18 protein-coding genes and 1 pseudogene are annotated in these 18,982 nt (G+C 73.1%); 10 read left to right on the forward strand and 9 right to left on the reverse strand.

The features are described from left to right. Positions 1–201: 201 nt before the first annotated feature. Together ACLJPL_RS01205 and npdG are read right to left on the reverse strand one after the other, a co-directional pair. Positions 202–384 (reverse strand): hypothetical protein, encoded by a 183-nt coding sequence (locus ACLJPL_RS01205; protein ID WP_411078746.1) that lies wholly within the window; start codon positions 382–384, stop codon positions 202–204. 99 nt (positions 385–483) lie between these two features. Beyond that, complete coding sequence (gene npdG / locus ACLJPL_RS01210) at positions 484–1,194, reverse strand: NADPH-dependent F420 reductase (protein ID WP_411078747.1); 711 nt, start codon at positions 1,192–1,194, stop codon at positions 484–486. Positions 1,195–1,355: 161 nt separating this feature from the next. On the opposite strand from npdG, the gene ACLJPL_RS01215 reads away from it, so the two are divergent. Both ACLJPL_RS01215 and ACLJPL_RS01220 read left to right on the forward strand, forming a co-directional pair. Beyond that, positions 1,356–2,003, forward strand: a complete 648-nt coding sequence (locus ACLJPL_RS01215) for a hypothetical protein (protein WP_411078748.1) — start codon at positions 1,356–1,358, stop codon at positions 2,001–2,003. A gap of 184 nt (positions 2,004–2,187) precedes the next feature. Further along, complete coding sequence (locus tag ACLJPL_RS01220) at positions 2,188–3,540, forward strand: MFS transporter (protein ID WP_411078749.1); 1,353 nt, start codon at positions 2,188–2,190, stop codon at positions 3,538–3,540. A 172-nt stretch (positions 3,541–3,712) separates the two neighbouring features. Here the strand turns inward: ACLJPL_RS01220 and ACLJPL_RS01225 are convergent, their stop codons facing one another. Further along, positions 3,713–3,976 (reverse strand): hypothetical protein, encoded by a 264-nt coding sequence (locus tag ACLJPL_RS01225; RefSeq protein WP_411078750.1) that lies wholly within the window; start codon positions 3,974–3,976, stop codon positions 3,713–3,715. 58 nt (positions 3,977–4,034) lie between these two features. Between ACLJPL_RS01225 and map the strand changes: the two genes are divergently transcribed. Together map and ACLJPL_RS01235 are read left to right on the forward strand one after the other, a co-directional pair. After that, on the forward strand, positions 4,035–4,892 hold the full coding sequence (gene map / locus ACLJPL_RS01230; protein ID WP_411078751.1) for a type I methionyl aminopeptidase: 858 nt from the start codon (positions 4,035–4,037) through the stop codon (positions 4,890–4,892). A gap of 252 nt (positions 4,893–5,144) precedes the next feature. Further along, positions 5,145–5,810, forward strand: coding sequence for a heme oxygenase (biliverdin-producing) (locus ACLJPL_RS01235; RefSeq protein WP_411078752.1), 666 nt, complete (start codon positions 5,145–5,147; stop codon positions 5,808–5,810). Here ACLJPL_RS01235 and ACLJPL_RS01240 read toward each other — a convergent pair. From ACLJPL_RS01240 to ACLJPL_RS01250, 3 genes are all read right to left on the reverse strand, one after another. Next, the gene (locus ACLJPL_RS01240) at positions 5,800–6,522 is read right to left on the reverse strand and encodes a PhzF family phenazine biosynthesis protein (protein ID WP_411078753.1); all 723 of its coding nucleotides are present in this window, start codon (positions 6,520–6,522) and stop codon (positions 5,800–5,802) included. The genes ACLJPL_RS01235 and ACLJPL_RS01240 overlap by 11 nt on opposite strands. Before the next feature lie 113 nt (positions 6,523–6,635). Continuing rightward, positions 6,636–8,408, reverse strand: a complete 1,773-nt coding sequence (locus ACLJPL_RS01245) for an HtaA domain-containing protein (RefSeq protein ID WP_411078754.1) — start codon at positions 8,406–8,408, stop codon at positions 6,636–6,638. A gap of 82 nt (positions 8,409–8,490) precedes the next feature. After that, the gene (locus tag ACLJPL_RS01250; RefSeq protein WP_411078755.1) at positions 8,491–9,975 is read right to left on the reverse strand and encodes an HtaA domain-containing protein; all 1,485 of its coding nucleotides are present in this window, start codon (positions 9,973–9,975) and stop codon (positions 8,491–8,493) included. Positions 9,976–10,192: 217 nt separating this feature from the next. Here ACLJPL_RS01250 and ACLJPL_RS01255 point away from each other — a divergent pair, with 217 nt between their 5' ends. The 4 genes from ACLJPL_RS01255 (at position 10,193) to ACLJPL_RS01270 (ending at position 14,565) form a co-directional block, all read left to right on the forward strand. Continuing rightward, a complete protein-coding gene (locus ACLJPL_RS01255) occupies positions 10,193–11,278 on the forward strand; it encodes a hemin ABC transporter substrate-binding protein (RefSeq protein WP_411078756.1) in 1,086 nt (361 codons plus the stop codon). Next, positions 11,275–12,396: a FecCD family ABC transporter permease gene (locus ACLJPL_RS01260; RefSeq protein WP_411078757.1), complete on the forward strand. Its 1,122-nt coding sequence runs from the start codon at positions 11,275–11,277 to the stop codon at positions 12,394–12,396. Before ACLJPL_RS01255 ends, ACLJPL_RS01260 begins: the two co-directional genes overlap by 4 nt. Continuing rightward, on the forward strand, positions 12,393–13,241 hold the full coding sequence (locus tag ACLJPL_RS01265) for a heme ABC transporter ATP-binding protein (RefSeq protein ID WP_411078758.1): 849 nt from the start codon (positions 12,393–12,395) through the stop codon (positions 13,239–13,241). Before ACLJPL_RS01260 ends, ACLJPL_RS01265 begins: the two co-directional genes overlap by 4 nt. Positions 13,242–13,551: 310 nt before the next feature. Then, a complete protein-coding gene (locus ACLJPL_RS01270) occupies positions 13,552–14,565 on the forward strand; it encodes a hypothetical protein (RefSeq protein WP_411078759.1) in 1,014 nt (337 codons plus the stop codon). 118 nt (positions 14,566–14,683) lie between these two features. On the opposite strand, the gene ACLJPL_RS01275 is transcribed toward ACLJPL_RS01270, so the two are convergent. After that, positions 14,684–15,430 (reverse strand): bifunctional DNA primase/polymerase, encoded by a 747-nt coding sequence (locus ACLJPL_RS01275; protein ID WP_411078760.1) that lies wholly within the window; start codon positions 15,428–15,430, stop codon positions 14,684–14,686. Positions 15,431–15,582: 152 nt separating this feature from the next. Next, positions 15,583–16,212 (reverse strand): TetR/AcrR family transcriptional regulator, encoded by a 630-nt coding sequence (locus ACLJPL_RS01280; RefSeq protein ID WP_411078761.1) that lies wholly within the window; start codon positions 16,210–16,212, stop codon positions 15,583–15,585. A gap of 300 nt (positions 16,213–16,512) precedes the next feature. Between ACLJPL_RS01280 and ddaH the strand changes: the two are divergent. Further along, a pseudogene (gene ddaH / locus ACLJPL_RS01285) lies at positions 16,513–17,349 on the forward strand (dimethylargininase); the annotation flags it as partial. A gap of 4 nt (positions 17,350–17,353) precedes the next feature. Here ddaH and ACLJPL_RS01290 read toward each other — a convergent pair. After that, positions 17,354–18,349, reverse strand: coding sequence for a small ribosomal subunit Rsm22 family protein (locus tag ACLJPL_RS01290; protein WP_411078762.1), 996 nt, complete (start codon positions 18,347–18,349; stop codon positions 17,354–17,356). Positions 18,350–18,524: 175 nt separating this feature from the next. On the opposite strand from ACLJPL_RS01290, the gene ACLJPL_RS01295 reads away from it, so the two are divergent. Continuing rightward, the gene (locus ACLJPL_RS01295; protein WP_411079472.1) at positions 18,525–18,980 is read left to right on the forward strand and encodes a hypothetical protein; all 456 of its coding nucleotides are present in this window, start codon (positions 18,525–18,527) and stop codon (positions 18,978–18,980) included. The last annotated feature ends 2 nt before the right edge of the window (positions 18,981–18,982 follow it).

An 18,982-nucleotide genomic window follows, 5' to 3' on the forward strand; every position in this document is an offset into this window, starting at 1 on the left:
CTTCGTCCCGGGCCCCGTTGTCCCGGGCCCCGTCGTCCCTCGCGTCTGCCACGCGGTCCTCCCTCGTCGGCCGCGCCACGGCCGTGGCGCGGCCGTCACATGGTCGGCCCCGGGCGGCGTCCGGTCTCCGGGGGCGCGCCCACGGGGAAGGGCCCTCGACCCGAACGGCGGAGGGCCCACGAAGGGTGCGGCGGGGAGGGTTCAGCCGGCGTCGGCGGACGCCTCCATGCGCTGCTTGCGCACGTAGAACCACACCATGTTCGACGAGAGCCCCGCGACCAGCACCCAGATGATCCCGAGCAGGCTGCCCTGGACGAAGGAGACCACGGCCGCCGTGACGGCGAGGGCGCAGACGACGAGGGCGTAGAGAGCGAGGCGGGGCATGGGGGGCGGCTCCTGTCGGGGAACGGTCGCGGTCGCGTCCAGTGTCCCCCATGCCCCGTTGTGCCCCGCCTCGGGGAGCTCTCCGTGGTGCGCGGCAGGTCAGACGTCGGTGGTGCGCAGTCCGGCGTGGGCCTTGTAGCGGCGGTTGACCGAGATCAGGTTCGCCACCAGCGACTCGACCTGGTGGGCGTTGCGCAGCCGGCCCGCGAAGATGCCGCGCATCCCGGGGATGCGGCCCGCCAGCGCCTGCACGACGTCCGTGTCGGCCCGCGCCTCGCCGAGGACCAGGACGTCGGTGTCGATCTCCTCGATCGACTCGTCCTGGAGCAGCACCGCCGAGAGGTGGTGGAAGGCGGCGGTGACCCGCGAGTCGGGCAGCAGGGCGGCGGCCTGTTCGGCGGCGCTGCCCTCCTCCGGCTTGAGGGCGTAGGCGCCCTTCTTGTCGAAGCCGAGCGGGTTGACGCAGTCGATGACGAGCTTGCCCGCGAGCTCCTCGCGCAGGGACTCCAGGGTCTTGGCGTGGCCGTCCCACGGCACGGCGATGATCACGATGTCGCTGCGCCGGGCGCACTCCGCGTTGTCCGCGCCCTCGACGCCGTGGCCGAGCTCCGCCGCCGCTGCGGCGGCGCGTCCGGCGTCCCGGGAGCCGAGGGTGACCCGCTGTCCGGCGCGGGCGAGCCGGTAGGCGAGGCCCCGCCCCTGGGGGCCGGTGCCGCCGAGTACGCCGACGCTCAGGCCGGAGACGTCGGGGAGGTCCCAGGGGTCCTTGGCGGGGGGCTTGGGCGCGCTGCCGCTGTCCTGTGTAGTCATGGGCCGACCCTACTGCCAGGTAGCGCCCGGAATCCCGTCCCGCGGGCCTGCGGTCTCCCTCGCCGTACGGTCCTCCGCCGGCTCTCCGGCGGTCCCCCTTTCGGGTGAGCCGAGGGGACAGGCGTCCCGCCGGGCGGGGTGCGGGGGCAGGATGCCGGGCCATGGATGCCGTACGTGTCGCCCTGCTCCGTGACGTACTGGCCGGGACCCAGTGGCCGGCCGCCGCCCGCCGGTTCGCGCTGGCGCTGCGCTCGTCCCTCGTACCGGAGGGAGGCGGGTCGCCGGGGCGCGGTCCGCGGGGGCGGGGGACCCGGGGCGGCGGGCTCCTGCTGGTGGGGACCGAGGCGTACGAGCCGTGGCATCTGGCGGCCCACCTGGCCGACGAGTCCACCTGGTCGGGGCTGCCGGAGCTGACGCCCACGCTGGTACGGCACCGGGTGGAGCCGGGCGATCCCGCGCATCTGGCGGTCGGGCTGGGGCGGATCGAGGCGGCGGGGCGGGGGGAGACGGTGCTGCTGGTCGCGCCGGAGCGGCCGGGCGGCGGGCTGCTGGAGCGGGTGCACGACGCCCGGCGGGCCGGGGCGCGGGTGCTGGCCCTGGGCGGCGGCGATCCCGAGGTCGGCGGGCTGGCCCACGAGTCGCTGGTGGTCGCGGGGGACGACGACGTGGACCTGGACATCGTGCAGCACCTGGTGAGCGCGGCGGCGGGGGAGAACGGCAGGCCGGCGGCGCGCGGCGGCCACACCTTCCGGGACCGGCTCTCCCGCCTCGCGGACCGCCTGACGGAGCCGCCGCCGGGGCGGTGGTGAGGCGAGGGCGGGGCGGTGGTGAGGCGGGGGCGGGGCCTCTGCCCCGGCCTGTGGTCGGCGGGGGCCTTTGCCTCGGCCCTTGGTCCGTGGGGGCCCGTGCCCCGGCCCGTGGTGGCTCGGTCCGGAGCGGGCCCGGCGAAATCGGTTTGCCCGGAGCGCCCGGTAGTGCCGATCATGGCCCTTCGTGACCGAAGCTCCCCCTGCCTCTCCCGATTCTCCCGACTCTCCCGGGTCCCCTGGCTCTCCCGACTCCCCCGCCGCCCCTCCCCCGTCGCGGTTCCGCGCCCTGCTGCCGGACCTCTCGCCGTGGCGTTCCTCGCCCGACTTCCGGTTGCTGTGGGTCCAGGGGCTGATCACGTACTTCGGCAGCTTCATGGCGCTCATCGCGCTGCCGCTCCAGATCAAGGACCTCACCGGCTCGCCGCTCGCGGTCGGGGCGATGGGCGCGGTGGAGCTGGTGCCGCTGGTGCTCTTCGGTCTCTACGGCGGTGCGCTCGCCGATTCCGTGGACCGGCGGCGGGTCATCCTGCTCACCGAGGCCGGGCTCGGCGTGCTCGCCGCGATCCTGCTGGTGAACGCCCTGCTGCCGGAGCCGCTGCTGTGGCCGCTGTACGTGGTGGCCGGCGGGGTCGCCGCCCTGGCCGGGCTCCAGCGGCCCGCGCTGGACTCCCTGATGGCCCGGATCGTGCCGCACGCCCAGCAGACGGCGGCGGCCGCCCTGAACTCGCTGCGGTGGCAGATCGGAGCGATCGCGGGCCCGGCGCTGGCCGGGCTGGTGGTGGCGTACGCGGGTCACGGCACGGCGTACGCGGTGACGGTGTGCACGTTCGCCGCCTCCGTGCTGCTCTGTCTGCGGCTCTCCCCCGCGCCGCCCGCCAGGGACGCGGCGAAGCCGTCGCTGCGCGGGATCGTGGAGGGGGCCCGGTACGCCTGGAGCCGGCCGGTGCTGCTGGGGACGTACGCGATCGACCTGGCGGCGATGTTCTTCGCCTTCCCGAACACCATCTTCCCGTTCCTGGCGGACGAGCTGGACGCTCAGTGGTCGCTGGGGCTGATGTACGCGGCGGGCTCGGTGGGCTCGCTGGTGCTGGGGCTGACCAGCGGCTGGACGTCCCGGGTGCGCAGGCACGGGCTGTTCGTGGTGTTCGGGGCGGCGGTGTGGGGGCTGGCGATCGCGGCGGCGGGCTGGTTCTCCAGCGTGTGGGTGGTGCTGCTGTGCCTGGGCGTGGCGGGGGCGGGGGACATGCTGAGCGGGCTGGGGCGCTCGACCATCTGGAACCAGACCATTCCGGAGGAGCTGCGGGGGCGGCTGGCGGGCATCGAGGTGCTCTCGTACAGCGTGGGGCCGCAGCTGGGGCAGGTGCGGGCCGGGGCGATGGCGGGCTGGACGGGGACCCGGTCGGCGATCTGGACGGGCGGGGTGGCGTGTGTGGCGTCGGTGGTGCTGCTGACGGCGGCGTTGCCGAAGTTGGTGCGGTATGACTCGGAGACGGATGAGGACGCGGTGCGGAGGCGGGAGGCCCGGGTGGAGGGGTGACCCGGGGCGGGCCGGGTGGCCCGGGTCCCGGGGCTCCGCCCCGTACCCCGCTCCTCAAGCGCCGGAGGGGCTGGAGTGCGGCCTCAAACGCCGGACGGGCTGGGGGTGCGGCCTCAAGCGCCCAAGGGGCTGGAGGTACGGCCTCAAGCGGCGGCGCGGCTCAAAGGCGTCCTCAATCGCCGGACGGGCTGGAGGTGCCGCCGGACGGGCGGTTGGGGCGGTCGCCCTTGTCCTCGTCGTGCCACTTCGGGTCCGTGTCCCACTCCAGGTTGCGGTCGCGGGCCGTGTCCATCGCGTGTTGTGCCGCCTCGCGGGAGGTGTAGGGGCCGAACCGGTTCTGGGCGGGGCACTCGGGGCCCTCCTCGACCTTCTTGTGCTCCAGGCAGTAGTACCACTCGCCCGGTTTGCCCACCGTGCGCTTCTTGAACAGGGCCATCGACGGCTCCTTTCCTTATCGCCATGGTGCCCCGAGGTCGCTGGTTAGACTCGCTAGCATGTCTGGCCAGTCGCTTCTCGTACCAGGGGAGATCACTCCCGTCCGTTCCGTACCCGGAAACATCCGGCGCCCCGAGTACGTGGGGAAGCCGGCCCCGAAGCCGTACACCGGCCCGGAGATCCAGGACGCCGACACCGTGGAGCGGATGCGGATCGCCGGCCGTATCGCCGCTCAGGCGATGGAGGAGGCCGCCAAGCACATCGCCCCGGGCGTCACCACCGACGAACTCGACCGGGTCGCGCACGAGTTCATGATCGACCACGGCGCGTACCCCTCGACCCTCGGCTACCGGGGCTTCCCGAAGTCGCTGTGCAGCTCGCTCAACGAGGTCATCTGCCACGGCATCCCGGACTCCACCGTGCTGCGCGACGGCGACATCGTGAACCTCGACGTCACCGCGTACATCAACGGCGTGCACGGCGACAACAACGCCACCTACCTCTGCGGCGACGTGGACGAGGAGTCCCGGCTGCTCGTGGAGCGCACCCGGGAGTCGCTGAACCGGGCCATCAAGGCGGTGAAGCCCGGGCGGCAGATCAACGTCATCGGCCGGGTCATCGAGTCGTACGCGAAGCGGTTCGGGTACGGGGTCGTGCGCGACTTCACCGGGCACGGGATCAATTCCTCGTTCCACTCCGGTCTGATCATCCCGCACTACGACAGCCCCAACGCGACCACGGTGATGCAGCCGGGCATGACGTTCACCATCGAGCCGATGCTGACGCTGGGCACCCACGAGTACGACCTGTGGGAGGACGGCTGGACCGTGGTGACGAAGGACCGGAAGCGGACGGCGCAGTTCGAAGAGACGCTGGTCGTGACGGAGACCGGGGCGGAGATCCTCACCCTTCCGTAGTCACCGGCCCCCTCGTCATCAATCACCCTTAATCATCCCTAACCGCCCACCTCGGGCCCTCGGGGCGTATTTTTTTACCGACAGACAGTCGGGAACCAGTTGACTTAGGTAAGCCTAAGTAGGAGGATCGGGCGTACCGGCGCGCGCCGCCCGCATCACCGCGGCGGTCGCCTGCCGGTGTTTTCGCCTCTTTCCTCACTCTTTTCCGTTTCTTTCTGGACTTCCCGTCCCCCTCGGCCCCGGAGGCCCGCCTTGGACGCAACCGCCACCGTCACTCCCTTCTCCACGCTGATCCGCACCGCGTCCCACGAGCAGCACACCGAGGCCGAGACCTCGACCTTCATGAGTGACCTGCTGGGCGGGCGGCTGGGAGTGGACGCGTACACGCGCTACACCGAGCAGCTGTGGTTCGTGTACCGGGCGCTGGAGGAGGGCGCGGAGGCTCTGCGCAACGACCCGGTCGCGGGGCCCTTCATACAGCCCGAGCTGATGCGCTCCACCGAGCTGGAGCGCGACCTCGCGCACCTGCGCGGGGCCGACTGGCGCGAGGGCCTGGAGCCGCTGCCCGCCACCGCCGCGTACGCCGCCCGGGTCGCCGAGTGCGCCCGCACCTGGCCCGCCGGGTACATCGCGCACCACTACACCCGTTACCTCGGCGACCTCTCCGGCGGCCAGATCATCCGCGACAAGGCGGAGAAGACCTGGGGCTTCGAGCGCAAGGGCGACGGCGTGCGGTTCTACGTCTTCGAGGAGATCACCAACCCGGCCGCCTTCAAGCGGGGTTACCGCGAGCTGCTGGACGCGGTGAACGCGGACGACCTGGAGAAGCAGCGGATCGTGGAGGAGTGCAAGCGCGCCTTCTCGCTGAACACGGCCGTCTTCCGGGAGCTGGGCGAGGTGTTCCCGCTCAGCGCGTAGCCCCTGTCGCTGTCGTCGTCATGCTCGTGCCGCCCGGGGCCCGGTCCCGGGCGGCCATCAGGACGCGGCCCCCCACCTCCACCGTGCCGTCCGGCGCGGGCGCCGTGAGGATCTGGGAGCCGCGTCCTTGTCTGATGTTCAGGGCCCGGCCGAGCCGCGCGCTCAGGAGCATGGCCGCCTCCCCCGTCGCCTCGTCCTCGACGACGCCCTCCCCGCGCCCCGGGAAGTCCCGCGCCCGCACCCGCCCGGCGGCCTCGTCCTCCCAGGCCCAGGCGTAGCGCCCGCCCTCCCCCGGCGGCGGTCCCGGCAGGGCCGCCACCTCGGCGGCCGTCGCGTACTGCTGGAGCGTGCGCGGCGGGGCCCACTCGGGGCGGGCGGTGATCCAGGTGAACTCCCCGTCCTGGCGGGCGAACACGTCCCCCAGGGCCAGTTCCAGGATCTCCAGGTCCAGCAGCCAGGCCGCGCCGACCAGTGGACGCCCCGCGAACGGCAACCGCTGCCCGGGGGTGTGGATGTCCACCCGGCCGCGCTCCGGGTCGTCGACGAACACGGTCTCGCTGAAGCCGAGTCGCCGGGCCAGCCGCTGCCGGGACGCGTCATCGGGGTGGCCGCGCCCGTCCCGTACGACCCCGAGCGCGTTGCCGTGGCGGCCGTCCGGTCCGCAGAACACCCGCAGGACGTCGATGCCACGGGGTACGTCGTAGTGGTTCACGTGGGCATTCAAGCACCGCCCGGGAACAGCCGTAGGGCCGTACCGGCGGGTACGGCCCTACGAGTGGTTCACATGGTGCGGGTCGTGCGGGTCGTGCTGATGGTGCGGGTCGGTCAGGCGGTGACGTTACGGCGACGGCGCGCCGCGATCACGACACCGGCGCCGGCCGCCACGATCACGCCGGAGGCCCCGATCAGGGCGCCGGTCGGAACGTTGGAGCCGGTGGCGGCCAGGGCGCCGGAGCCGCCGACCGTACCGCCGGTGGAACCGCCGGTGGAACCGCCGACCGTACCGCCGCCCACCGTGCCGCCACCGCCGACCGTGCCGCCGCCCGTGGTGGACCCGCCCGTGGTGGAGCCGCCCGTGGAGCCCGAGCCGCCGGTCGAGCCGGAGCCGCCGGTCGAGCCGCCCGGGGCCGGGAGCTGCGCGTCCTCGTCGAGCGAGACCGCGACGTTCAGGGCGTCGAGCTTCTCGCCCTTCAGGTAGCTGCGGCTGAACGCCTCGGAGCCGCCCTCGGTGAGGGTCGCCGGGATGCCCTTGAGGTTCACGATGCCGTCCTTGGCGGCGAGCGCGCCGGCGGGCACCTTCAGGTCGGCGAAGGTCAGGGCGGTGAACTCCTTGAACCCGCCCTTCGGCTTCCCCTTGGCCGGGCGCTCCGTGGTCAGGACGTCGGCGATGAGCTTGCCGGTGGAGCCCTTGATGTCGACCTTCAGGTTGCTGAGGGAGAGGTCGAGCTGATACGCGCCGTTCGTCTCGTGGCCCAGGAAGCGCACCTTGCCCTTGAACGCGGCGGTGAGGGTGTTCTTGTCCGCGTCGAGTCGGCCGGTGGCCTTGTTGAAGCGGTAGCCGTCCGCGTGGGAGGTCGCGCCGTCGCTCGTCTCGATCTTGCCGTGGGCGAGCGGCCCGACGACGTACGAGCGGAACTTCTCCTTGACGCCCCAGTCCAGGGCGCCGTCGACGACCGGGCCGCTGACGGGCTTGGCGGGGGCGGGCTTGACGGGCGGCTTCACCGGCGGCTTGACCGGGGGCTTCACGGGAGGCTTGACCGGGGGGTCCACCGGCGGATCGACCGGCGGGTCGACGGGCGGGTCGATGGGCGGGTCGATGGGCTTGGCCGGCTTGACCGAGAGCGTCACCGGGTCGAGCGGGGTCCCCGCCGGGTAGTTGCCCCCGAAGGCGTCCACGCCGGCGGCGGTCAGCTTGGCGGGGATGGCGGCGAAGATCATCGCGCCGTCCTTGCCCGTGCTCTGCTTGACGGCCCTCATGTCGAGGTCGGCGATGACGGCGTCGTCCTTGGTGACGACGGTGCCGTCCAGCTTCTTGCTGGTGAAGTCGGCGGTGATCGTCCCGGCCTGACGGCCCGTACCGACCTTGACGTCGCTCAGCCGGATGTCCAGGAGCCCGTGGTGGGCCTCGAATCGCACGCTGCCCTTGAAAGCGGCCTTGGAGGCGTGCGTCTCGACGTCGTACGTGCCCGTGCCACCGCTGAAGGTGAACACCCCGTTGCCGGCGGCCTGCTGGGCGCCGTCCGCGGTGGAGACCGTGCCCTGCGCGAAGCTGCCGACGACGTAGTCGCGGAAGCGCTTCAGGACGCCCCACTCCAGTTTGCCGTCCACGAGCTCGATCGGCGGAGCGGCCGCGGGCGGCTCCTGGGAGTCGGCGACGGGCGGCGCCACCGGGGAGTCGGCCACGGGCCGCGCACCCTGCGTATCGGCCGCGGGCGGCGCCACCGGAGAGTCGGCCGCCGGCGGCGCGGCCGGCGAATCAGCCGCGGGCGGCGCCGCCGGGGAGTCGGCCGCGACGGCCGGTAGGGCGAAGGTCGCGCCCAGGGCTGCGGCCGTGGCGACGGCTGCGGCGAGGGCTATGGGGCGACGGGTTGCTGCCATGTCGAGGGGTCTCCTAGAGCAACGGGGGCGGGAGAGAGGCGTGGGGGGAGGGGGCGGGGAACGTTAAGGCGCTCACGGGGCGTCAGGAGGTCGGAGGAGCGGGGGCGTCGGGGCCCCCGGAGGCGGTGGCGCCGGTCCCTCGGCGGCGGAGGGCGAAGAACGCCCCGGCCGCGGCGAGCAGCAGCACACCGCCGCCGATCGCGGCGTACGTGCCGGCCCCCGGGCCGGAGTCCGAGGCGGCGGCGACCGGTTCGGCGGAGGGCTCGGCCGAGGGCTTCCCCGTGGGGTCGGCGGCGGCTGTCGGCTCGCTGCCGAGGTCGGGGAGCGCGGGCAGCTCGGCCTTCTCGTCCACGGCCACCGCGAGCGAGACCGGGTCCATCGCGGTGCCCGCCTTGTACATGGAGGCGAACGCCTTGGCCCCGTCCTCGGTGAGGGTGGCGGGGGCCTCCGTGAGGACGGCGACGCCGTTCTCGGGCACGAAGTCCTTGGCCTCGAAGGTGACCAGGGGGACGTCCTTACGGGTGGTTCCCTCGCTGGTGACGTCGGCCGAGAGGGTGCCCTCGCCCTTGGTCACGGCCACCGAGACGGCGGCGAACTTCAGGTCGAGGTCGTGTGCGCCGGTGAAGCGGATGCTGCCGCTGAAACCGGCTTCCAGGGTCTGCTTCTTCGCGTCGTACGTGCCCTTGCCCTGCGGGAAGCGGAACAGGGCCCCGCCGTCCTGCGCGCCGTCCGCCAGCGTCCACTCGCCCTGGCCGATGGAGCCGGTGACGTACTCGCGGAAGGTGCGGCGGACGCCCCAGTCGACGGCGGCGTCCTCGAAGCGACCCGCCTTCTCCTTCTCGGCCTTCTTGTCGGCCTTGTCCTTTTCCTTGTCCTTCTCGGCGTCCTTCTTCGCGCCCTCGTCCTTCTTCTCGGACGGGGCCGGCTTCGGTTCGGCCGGGGCGCCCTGGGTGTCCACGGAGAGGCTGATCGGGTCGAGCGGGGTGCCGGCGGTGTAGTAGCCGGCGAAGGCGGACGCGCCCTGTGCGGTCAGCGTCGTGGGGACGTTGCTGAGGGCGATGGGGGTGGAACCGCCCTTCATGTCGATCCCGCCGAGTCCGAGGGTGGCCAGCGGCACCTGGGAGCGGTTGGAGACCTTGCCGGTTCCGCGTTCCTTGCTCACCATGTCCGCGTAGAGCGTGCCGCTGCCGCCGTTGATCCTGATGGTGGGGCGGCTGATGGTGAGGTCGAGCTCGTTGCTTCCGTCGGCCTTCTCGTGGCCGGTGAAGTGCACCCCGCCGGAGAAGCCGGAGCTGAAGGCGCCGGTCGCCGGGTCGTAGGAACCGTTCGCGGAGTGGAAGCGGAACTGGCTGCCGCCGACCGTGGCGGCGCCGCCGGTCAGGCTCCAACTGCCCTGGGCGATGGGGCCGGTGACGTAACTCTGGAAGGAGGACTTGATGCCCCAGTCCAGTCGTCCGCCCTGCACCGTGCGGCTGGCCGCTTGCGCGGTGGCGGCGGGGAGCAGGGCTCCCACCAGTACCGCGAGGAGCGCGACGGCGAGCGCGCGGGCCGATCTGGACGACAGCATGAGGGACCCCTCCGAGGGCTAGATGCGCAGGTAAGGCTAACCTAAGGTATTCCCAGCCCGTGCCGGAACCCCTCCGCCGCCTCCACGCGAACGACACATCCGTCACACCTGAAGCACTCGAACCACCCGCCGAAACCGCCCACCGAACCACCCGAAGCAACAGAACCACCCGCCGAACCACCCCATCGCACTCCGCAGAACGACAGGACGGTGCCCCGTGCGCATCTCGCAGGACTTCGCCTCTCAGGGCCCGGACAGCGGACGGCCGGCTTTCGGCCGTCGCCCGGTCCGCGGCCGCCGAGCGGGCGCCGCCCTCACTGCCGCGATGGCCTTCGCCCTCGTCCTGACGGGCTGCGGCGGAGGCGACGGTTCCGCGCCGAAGGCCGCCGCCAAGGGCTCGGCCGACGCGGACCGGGTCGAGCCGCTGGCCGCCGCGCCCGCGCCGAAGCTGCCGGTGACGATCGATTCGGCGGACGGCAAGAAGGTCACGGTCGACTCCACCGACCGGATCGTGCCGCTCACCGGGTCGCTGAGCGAGATCGTCTTCACCCTCGGCTTCGGCGAGCAGGTCGTCGCCCGGGACATCACCGCCACCTTCGAACAGGCCGAGAAGCTCCCGGTGGTGACCCGCGCCCACGACGTCTCGGCGGAGAGCGTGCTCTCGCTGAAGCCGACCGTCGTCCTCGCGGACACCACGACCGGTCCCAGCGAGGCCATCGACCAGATCCGCGACGCGGGCATCCCGCTGGTCGTCGTCGAGCCCGCCAAGGAACTGGCCGACGTCGGCCGCCGGATCGACACCGTCGCCGAGGCGCTGGGCGTGCCGGCCGCCGGGAGCGAGCTGAAGACCCGCACCGAATCCCGGATCGCGGCCGTGCAGAAGACCATCCCGGACCACGCGGACGGCGAGAAGCCCCGGGTGGCCTTCCTCTATCTGCGGGGGTCGGCCTCCGTGTATCTGCTGGGCGGCGCGGAGTCCGGGGCGAGTTCGCTGCTGGAGGCGGCGGGCGCGGTCGACGCCGGCAAGACGTCCGGGCTGAAGAAGGACTTCACCGCGATCACCAGCGAGGCGCTGGCCAAGGCGGCGCCCGACGCGATCCTGTTGATGAGCAAGGGGCTCGACTCGGTGGGCGGCATGGACGGCCTGGTGAAGATCCCCGGCATCGCGGAGACCCCGGCCGGGATGGACCGCCGGGTCGTCACGATCGACGACGGCGTGCTGCTGAACTACGGCCCGCGCACCGACCGGGTGCTCGCCGAGATCGTCGAGCAGCTGTACCCGAAGGGCGGCAAGGGCCAGTGACCACCTCGTACGAGGAACGCACCGGGGACCCACTCGCCAAGGAGGCTCCCGGCGGCGCGGCCGACCACAGCGAGGTCGCCCCCAAGTCCCCGCGCAGCAAAGCCTTCGTGCTCGCCGTGGGGCTCTCCGTGGCCCTGCTCGCCGGCTGTCTGCTCTCCGCCGCGATCGGCGCGTACTCCATCCCGATCGGTGACGTCCTGGCCTCCGTCCAGCACCGCGTCGGGCTCGGCGGTCAGCCGCTGGACCGGGTCGGGGAGAGTGTGCTGTGGAACGTCCGGCTCCCCCGGGTCGTCCTCGCGCTGCTCGTCGGCGCTTCCCTCGGCTGCGCGGGCGCGCTCATGCAGGGCGTGTTCGGCAACCCGCTGGCCGAGCCCGCCGTGATCGGGATCTCGGCGGGCGCGGCGGTCGGCGCGGTCGCCTCGATCGCGCTGGGGCTGAGCTTCTTCGGCAACTGGACCATCACCGTCTGCGCGTTCGTCTCGGGTCTGGCCACCGTGCTGCTCGTCTACACGCTCTCGCGCTCCGGCGGCCGGACCGAGGTGGTGACGCTGATCCTCACCGGTATCGCCGTCAACGCCTTCGCGGGCGCGCTGATCGGGCTGTTCATCTTCTTCGCGGACAACGCGCAGATCACCCAGATCACCTTCTGGCAGCTCGGTTCGCTCTCCCAGGCGACCTGGCCCAAGGTGCTCGCGGTGCTGCCGTGCGCGCTGGCCGGGCTGCTCATCGCCCCGTTCTCCTCCCGCAAGCTGGACCTGCTGGCTCTGGGCGAGCGGCCCGCCCGCCATCTGGGCGTGGACGTCGAACGCCTGCGCATCATCCTGGTCCTCGTCGTGGCGCTGCTGACGGCCGCCGCGGTCGCCGTCGCCGGGATCATCGCCTTCGTCGGCCTGCTCGTTCCGCACCTGCTGCGGATGGCGAACGGCCCGGGCCACCGTTTCCTCATCCCGGGCAGCGCGCTGGGCGGCGGGCTGGTGCTGGTCGCGGGCGACCTCGCGGCCCGGACCGTGGCCGCCCCCGCCGAGCTGCCGCTCGGGGTGCTGACCGCGCTCTTCGGCAGCCCGTTCTTCTTCTGGCTGCTGCGCAGGACCCGTCGTAAGCAAGGTGGTTGGGCATGAGGACGCTGAGAGACCTGTTCGCGGTGCGCACCCGGGAGCTGCCCTCGCCTCTCACCCCCGGCTCCCCCGCCGTCGAGGCCGCCGGGCTCTCGATCCGGCTGGGGCAGCGGCAGGTGCTGGACTCCGTCGACCTGACCGCCCACGCCGGCGAGGTGGTGGCGCTCGTCGGGCCGAACGGGGCCGGCAAGTCGACGCTGCTGGCCGCGCTCGCCGCCGATCTGGCCGCCGGGAGCGGCGAGGTGCGGATCGGCGGCCGCCCGGCCGGAGCCTGGTCCGCCCCCGAACTGGCCCTGCGTCGCTCGGTGTTGCCGCAGGCCGCCGTGCTGTCGTTCCCGTTCCCGGTGGAGGACGTCGTACGGATGGGGCGCGCCCCGTGGGCCGGTACGGCGCTGGAGGACGAGGACGATACGGCGGTGGCGGCGGCGATGGCGGCCACCGAGGTGACCCGGTTCGCCGGCCGCCCGTTCTCCGCGCTGTCGGGCGGTGAGCGGGCCCGGGTGGCGCTCGCCCGGGTGCTGGCGCAGCGGGCCCCGCTGATGCTGCTCGACGAGCCGACCGCCGCCCTGGACCTGCGCCACCAGGAGCTGGTGCTGCGGATCTGCCGGGAGCGGGCCGCCGCCGGGGACGCCGTGGTGGTGGTGCTGCACGATCTGGGTCTCGCGGCGGCGTACGCGGACCGGGCCGCCGTCCTGCACGAGGGGCGGGTCGCGGTGGTGGGCCCGCCGCAGGAGGTCTTCAGCGGCGAACTGCTCGGCGAGGTGTACCGGCAGCCGGTGGAGGTGTTCCCGCATCCGCGTACGGGGACGCCGATGGTCGTCCCCGTACGCCACCCCGCCCAGTCCTGAGTCCCGGGCTCCCAGGTCACGTTGTGGGTGCGGTATCCACCTCCGCGCCCGCACGCCGTACGCGGCCCCGGTAGGGTTTCGACGGTCAGTGCGGGCGACGGATGCAGAAGGCGCAGAGCAACGGATGACCAGGGTCTTTCGTTTGGATCAGGCCGGATCAGGGAGCGGGGTCCGGTGCGTGCGGCTGCAAGGCGGAGGACTGAGGCATGGCGGGGCCACGGTGATTGACGACAACGCGGGAGGGGGCCCCTCCCTGCTCGAGCGAAGCCGAGAGCTCGGGAAAGTGCGCACCGGACCCCGCGGGCCCGGCATGATCCGAACGAAGGGCCCCAGGAATCCGGGTCGGCTGGCGGCGGGGATCGCGACGGCGGCGGTGCTGTGTCTGACGGCGAGCGGTTGCGTGACGGTGCACGGCGAGCGGGAAGTGCTGCCGGGGGCGTCGGAGTCGGAGGCCGCCCAGGCCCTCAAGGACTTCACCGACGCCTACAACGCGGCCGACAAGGCGTACGATCCGGCGCTGGACGCGGACCGGGTGACGGGCTCGCTCGGGGCGATCAACCAGGCGGGGCTGAAGGCGCGGCGGACGTACAACCCCGACGGCAACAAGGCCCACCAGCCCCTGGAGTTGACGGACACGACCTACGTCATCCCGAAGAAGGCGGGCTGGCCGCGCTGGTTCCTGGCGAACACCGACTCCAACCGGGACGAGGACGGCGGGAAGCTGGACACCCGCTGGCTGGTGGCGTTCGTACGGAGTGGCCCCGACGCGCTGTGGAAGGCGTCCTACCTCGCAGTCGTCCCGCCTTCCCAGGTCCCGGAGTTCACCCTCGACGAGGACGGGCTCGCCACTCCGGTGGAGCCGCGTGACGGTGAACTGGCCGTGGCTCCGGCCGACTTGAGCACCTCGTACACCGAGTACCTGCAAAAGGGCGCCCCGGACGTCTTCACCCCCGGCACGGCGACCTCGGGGTGGCGCGAGACGCGGCGCACGACCCGGCGGGCCGGGTTCTCCTACCAGTACGTCGACCAGCCGCTGGCCGGCGGCGCGTTCGGGCCGCTGGGCCTGCGCACGGAGGGCGGCGGGGCGCTGGTCTTCTTCAGCAGCAAGCACTTCGAGCGGCAGGTCGCGGCGAAGGGCCTGAAGCCGGAGGTCAACGCGGACGTCAAGGCGCTGATGACCGGCGAGGTCACGAACAGCCTCACCAAGGAGCGGGTCTCCAGCCAGCTCGTCCAGGTCCCCGAGCGCGGGGAGGGCTCCGGGGCCGGCGGCAGGGTGCGGGTGCTGAACCGGCTGCCGGGTCTGGTCGCGGCGAAGGGCGAGTGAGGCGCAGGGTGAGCAGGGCGAAGAGAGCGAGCAGGGCGAAGGGCGAGTAAGGGGCGCTCGAGAACGCCCCGCCCCCGCCCCGCCACTTCACGGCTCGACGGCTCGACGGCTCGACGGCTCAGCGGCTGAGCGGCCAGGCGATCGAGTCGTGGTCCAGCTCGCTCTGCTCGGCACTGCCCGCGTACCGCGCGCAGGCGTCGGTGAGCGTCTCCAACAGCGTCAGCGGGTCGGGGAGCTCATGCTCGGGGCCGCGCACCCAGTGGACGTCGAGCTCGCCGGGGAGCCTGGCGGGCGGCAGGAGTACGTAACTGCCGCGGCAGTGCCAGCGCAGGCCCGGGTGGGCGTCCATGGTCTCGGGGTGGCAGTCCAGCTCACAGGGCCACCACTCGTCCTCGTCCTCGGGGGTGCCGCGGGTGGCGGTGAAGAAGAGCATCCGGTCCTCGCCGGACTGGGCGACCGGGCCGACGTCGATGCCCGCCGCGAGAAGGCGCTCCAGGGCGCTGCGGCCGGCGGTGAGCGGGACGTCCAGCACGTCGTGGATCATGCCGGTCGCGGTGATGAAGTTGGCCAGCGGCTGGCTGCGGGCCCAGCGCTCGATCTGGCCGCGGTCGGTGGTCGACTGCGTCTGCCAGGCGAAGGAGATGGGGTGCCGGGCGGGGGTGGGACAGCCGATGCGCTCGCACGAACATCGGTATCCGAGGGGGTGGGCGGCGGGGGCGATGGGCATGCCCGCGTCGGCGACCGCCAGGAGCAGCGCCACTCTGGCCGTCCCCTCGGCTTCGGCCCCCGGTGCTTTGGGGCGTCGCCGCAGCCACTGGGAGATCCTGCTCTCTGTGCCGCGCAAGCGGCCGGAATCGGCGCCCATCTATCCCCTCACCTCAGCATTTCACCTCAGCGTTGCCCATCCATCGTCGCACCATCCGGCGGCTCGGGTGGCCAGAGTTCACCAGCGGGGCCGCGTACCACCGCACCGAGTGAGCACCATCACGCCCGATGTCACCACATAGCGGATGAGGATCAAGGCCGGGGAGTCAGCCCGCCGAGGGTGAGATCGACGATCGCGTCGGCGTACGCGTGGGTCAGGGGAAGGGTCCTGAGCAGCCAGCGGTGGGTCAACGGGGCGATGAGCAGCTCCAGGGCGATCCGCGGATCGGCGTCGGCGCGCAGGTGCCCGGCCTCCTGGGCGGCCCGCAGCCGTGTGACATACAACGCGAGCTGCGGATCGAGCAGTTTTTCGACGAATTCGGCGCCCAGTCGCGCGTCGACGATCCCCTCGGCGGTCAGCGCCCGGGTGGGGGCCTCCATCAGCGGGTCGTTCAGCTCGTCGACGGTGGCGCGCAGGACGAGCTTGAGGTCGGCGGCCAGGTCCCCGGTGTCCGGGATGCCCTGCTCACCGCCGCCCGCCCCCGGTCCCGCCTCCTCGGCGGCGCGCGCCGCCATGTCCAGGAAGGCTTCCATCAGGACGGCGGCCTTCGAGGGCCACCAGCGGTAGATCGTCTGCTTGCCGACCCCGGCGCGGGCGGCGATGCCCTCGATCGTCGTACGGGGATATCCGGCCTCCCCGACGAGGGCGAGGGCGGCGTCGTAGATGGCCCGGCGGGAGCGGTCGCTGCGACGGCTGGAGTCGGGAGCCTTGTGGGGTGCCATGCGGCAGATCCTATGCCCGGCGAATCGATACGTATCGTCTTGCCCGGATTCCGGGCGGTGGACGGGTTGATGGACGGGGCGGCGGAGGGAGTGGGGACGGGGGCGGTGGAGGACGTGGTGGAGAGAGAGGGAGGGGGAGGGGGACGGGCGCGGTGGAGGACGTGACGGAGGGGGCGGGCGGTGACCGTAACCGGACGTTCTGATGAACCACCCGATCGGTCCGCTGCGGATCGCGTCCGCACGGCGCACCATGGGCTCACGCACAGACCGTGCGCATCCCACCGTTCCGCGGCCGCGGCCGCCGTTCGCGAGGAGCCTCAGTTGAACCGTGACGCCACCCCCCGTCGCTACCTGATGTGCGCTCCGACGCACTTCCGGGTCACCTACTCCATCAACCCGTGGATGGACCCGTCCAAGCCCGTCGACCTGCCGCTGGCCCAGACCCAGTGGGAGGACCTGCGCGACCGCTACCGCGGTCTCGGCCACACCGTCGAGCTGCTCACCCCCCGCCCGGACCTGCCGGACATGGTCTTCGCGGCCAACGGCGCGACCGTGATCGACGGGCGGGTGCTGGGAGCCCTGTTCGCCTACCGGGAGCGGTTCGAGGAGGCCGAGGCGCACCGGGACTGGTTCCGGGAGCACGGTTTCACCGAGGTCCGGGAGCCGGATCACGTCAACGAGGGCGAGGGGGACTTCGCGGTCACCGCCTCCTATCTGCTGGCCGGGCGCGGCTTCCGCTCCAGTCCGCTCTCGCACGACGAGGCGCAGGAGTTCTTCGGGGTGCCGGTCATCGGGCTCGAACTGGTGGACCCGCGCTACTACCACCTGGACACCGCGCTGTGCGTGCTGGACGCGGAGGCCGACGAGATCATGTACTACCCGGACGCCTTCTCCCCCGGCAGCCGGTCCGTGCTGCGCCGGCTCTTCCCGGACGCGCTGCTCGCCCGGGAGGCGGACGCGGCGGCGTTCGGGCTGAACTCGGTGAGCGACGGCCGCCATGTGCTGCTGCCCCAGGCGGCGACGGGGCTCCTCGACCCGCTGCGGGACCGGGGCTTCGAGCCCATCCCGATGGACCTGGGCGAGCTGCTCAAGGGCGGCGGCAGCGTGAAGTGCTGCACCCAGGAGCTGCGGGCCTGATCCCTCAGGCGGCGCCCTCCGGCGGCCAGGGATCGCCCCAGGCGACGTCCCGGGCCGCCCGGTACAGCTCGCCGTGGCGCTTGGTGACCGTGGAGCGGGCCAGGCCCTCGTCGCGGGTGCAGAGCTCCAGCAGGACCTGGCCCTTGCGGAGCTGCGGCCTGCGGGTGACCCGGGCGGGCGCGGGGGCGGCGGGGAAGCGGGTGCCGACGACGTAACTGAACTTCTCGTCCTCGTGGCTGAGCGAGCCGCCCTTGACCTGCCGGTGCAGTGAGGAGCGGCTGACCCGGGCCGAGAAGTGGCACCAGTCCGCGCCCGGTTCGATCGGGCAGGCGGCGCTGTGCGGGCAGGGGGCCGCGATCCGCAGCCCGGCGGCGATCAGCCGGTCGCGGGCCTCGATGATCCGCGCGTATCCGTCCGGGGTGCCCGGCTCCACGATCACCACGGCCTGCCCGGCCGCCGCCGCCGCGTCGACCAGCTCGGTCCTGGCCGACGCGGGCAGCTCCTTGAGTACGTAGCTGACGGTGACAAGGTCCGCCGGCGCCAGCTCCAGCGCCGCACCGATCCGGGCCCGTTCCCAGCGGGCCTCGCGCAGTCCCGGCACCCCGGACGCCTCGGCCAGTTCGCGGCCCAGCGCGAGGGCGGGCTCGGCCCAGTCCAGGACGGTCGTCGCCGGGCCCTCCCAGGCCCCGGCCACCGCCCAGCTCGCCGCTCCCGTGCCGCCGCCGACGTCGGTGTGGGTGGCGGGCGCCCAGTCGGGGGCTGCCTCGACGAGGGCGTCGAGGGCGGACCGTACGGCTTCGAAGGTGGCGGGCATCCGGTACGCGGCGTACGCGACGACGTCGGAGCGGTCCCGCAGGATCGGGGCGTCGGTCGGGGTCTGCCCGCGATAGCTGGCGATCAGCCGGTCGACGGCCTGCGTGGCCTGCTTCGGGGGCAGCCCGTCGAGCAGCCCGGCCAGGGCCGTGCGCAGGGTCCGGTCGGTGGGGAGGGTGACGTTCACCGCCGAATTGTAGGCGTACCCGCCGCACGTACTCACTTCGGCGGCGATGCGTGCGGGATCCGGCGCGGCCGGGCGGAATCGGGCGGGATCGGCCGGGAGACACGGAGCGGCCGGGCGGGATCGGCTGGGCGGGATCGGCTGGGAGACACGGAGCGGCCGGCCCGGCGGGGGAGCCATGAGACGGCGGATCGTGCGGTCGGCCCTGGTCGGCGGGCTGGTCCTGCCGGCCCTGCTCCTCCTCCTGGCGGCCTGCGGCGGCGACCCGGACGGCGCGGGCGGCACGACGGGCGGCACCAGTGGTGCGCGCGGCATGAGCGAGGGCGGTGCGGGCGAGGGCGCGGCCCCCGGTCCTGCGGCGGAGCGGGGGACGCAGGGCGGCGGCCCGGTGACCCGGCTGACCGTTCCGCCGCAGGACACGACGGACCGGGGCCGGGAGATCGTCGGCGTCTCCCCCGACGTCGCGGTCTCCGGGGGCGGGCGGCCGGTCGCGGTGGACTTCGCGACCTGGACCGCCGCCCCGTTGTCGCGCAACGCGCGGCTGCCGGAGGTGGAGACGTCGGGGGTCGGGGTGTTGCGCTGGACGGACCGGCAGGAGCGGGCCCGTCTGATCGGCTGCCCGCGCACCGACTGATC

The sequence above is a fragment of the Streptomyces sp. cmx-18-6 genome (assembly GCF_046548915.1).
GTDB lineage: Bacteria > Actinomycetota > Actinomycetes > Streptomycetales > Streptomycetaceae > Streptomyces.

What these genes read in the sequence shown, in the direction of transcription:
- npdG (WP_411078747.1), bottom strand. Translation starts at nt 1,194, where the DNA reads ATGACTACACAGGACAGCGGCAGCGCGCCCAAGCCCCCCGCCAAGGAC.
- ACLJPL_RS01295 (WP_411079472.1), top strand. Translation starts at nt 18,525, where the DNA reads ATGAGACGGCGGATCGTGCGGTCGGCCCTGGTCGGCGGGCTGGTCCTG.
- ACLJPL_RS01280 (WP_411078761.1), bottom strand. Translation starts at nt 16,212, where the DNA reads ATGGCACCCCACAAGGCTCCCGACTCCAGCCGTCGCAGCGACCGCTCC.
- ACLJPL_RS01225 (WP_411078750.1), bottom strand. Translation starts at nt 3,976, where the DNA reads ATGGCCCTGTTCAAGAAGCGCACGGTGGGCAAACCGGGCGAGTGGTAC.
- map (WP_411078751.1), top strand. Translation starts at nt 4,035, where the DNA reads ATGTCTGGCCAGTCGCTTCTCGTACCAGGGGAGATCACTCCCGTCCGT.
- ACLJPL_RS01245 (WP_411078754.1), bottom strand. Translation starts at nt 8,408, where the DNA reads ATGGCAGCAACCCGTCGCCCCATAGCCCTCGCCGCAGCCGTCGCCACG.
- ACLJPL_RS01250 (WP_411078755.1), bottom strand. Translation starts at nt 9,975, where the DNA reads ATGCTGTCGTCCAGATCGGCCCGCGCGCTCGCCGTCGCGCTCCTCGCG.
- ACLJPL_RS01215 (WP_411078748.1), top strand. Translation starts at nt 1,356, where the DNA reads ATGGATGCCGTACGTGTCGCCCTGCTCCGTGACGTACTGGCCGGGACC.
- ACLJPL_RS01205 (WP_411078746.1), bottom strand. Translation starts at nt 384, where the DNA reads ATGCCCCGCCTCGCTCTCTACGCCCTCGTCGTCTGCGCCCTCGCCGTC.
- ACLJPL_RS01265 (WP_411078758.1), top strand. Translation starts at nt 12,393, where the DNA reads ATGAGGACGCTGAGAGACCTGTTCGCGGTGCGCACCCGGGAGCTGCCC.
- ACLJPL_RS01275 (WP_411078760.1), bottom strand. Translation starts at nt 15,430, where the DNA reads ATGGGCGCCGATTCCGGCCGCTTGCGCGGCACAGAGAGCAGGATCTCC.
- ACLJPL_RS01270 (WP_411078759.1), top strand. Translation starts at nt 13,552, where the DNA reads ATGATCCGAACGAAGGGCCCCAGGAATCCGGGTCGGCTGGCGGCGGGG.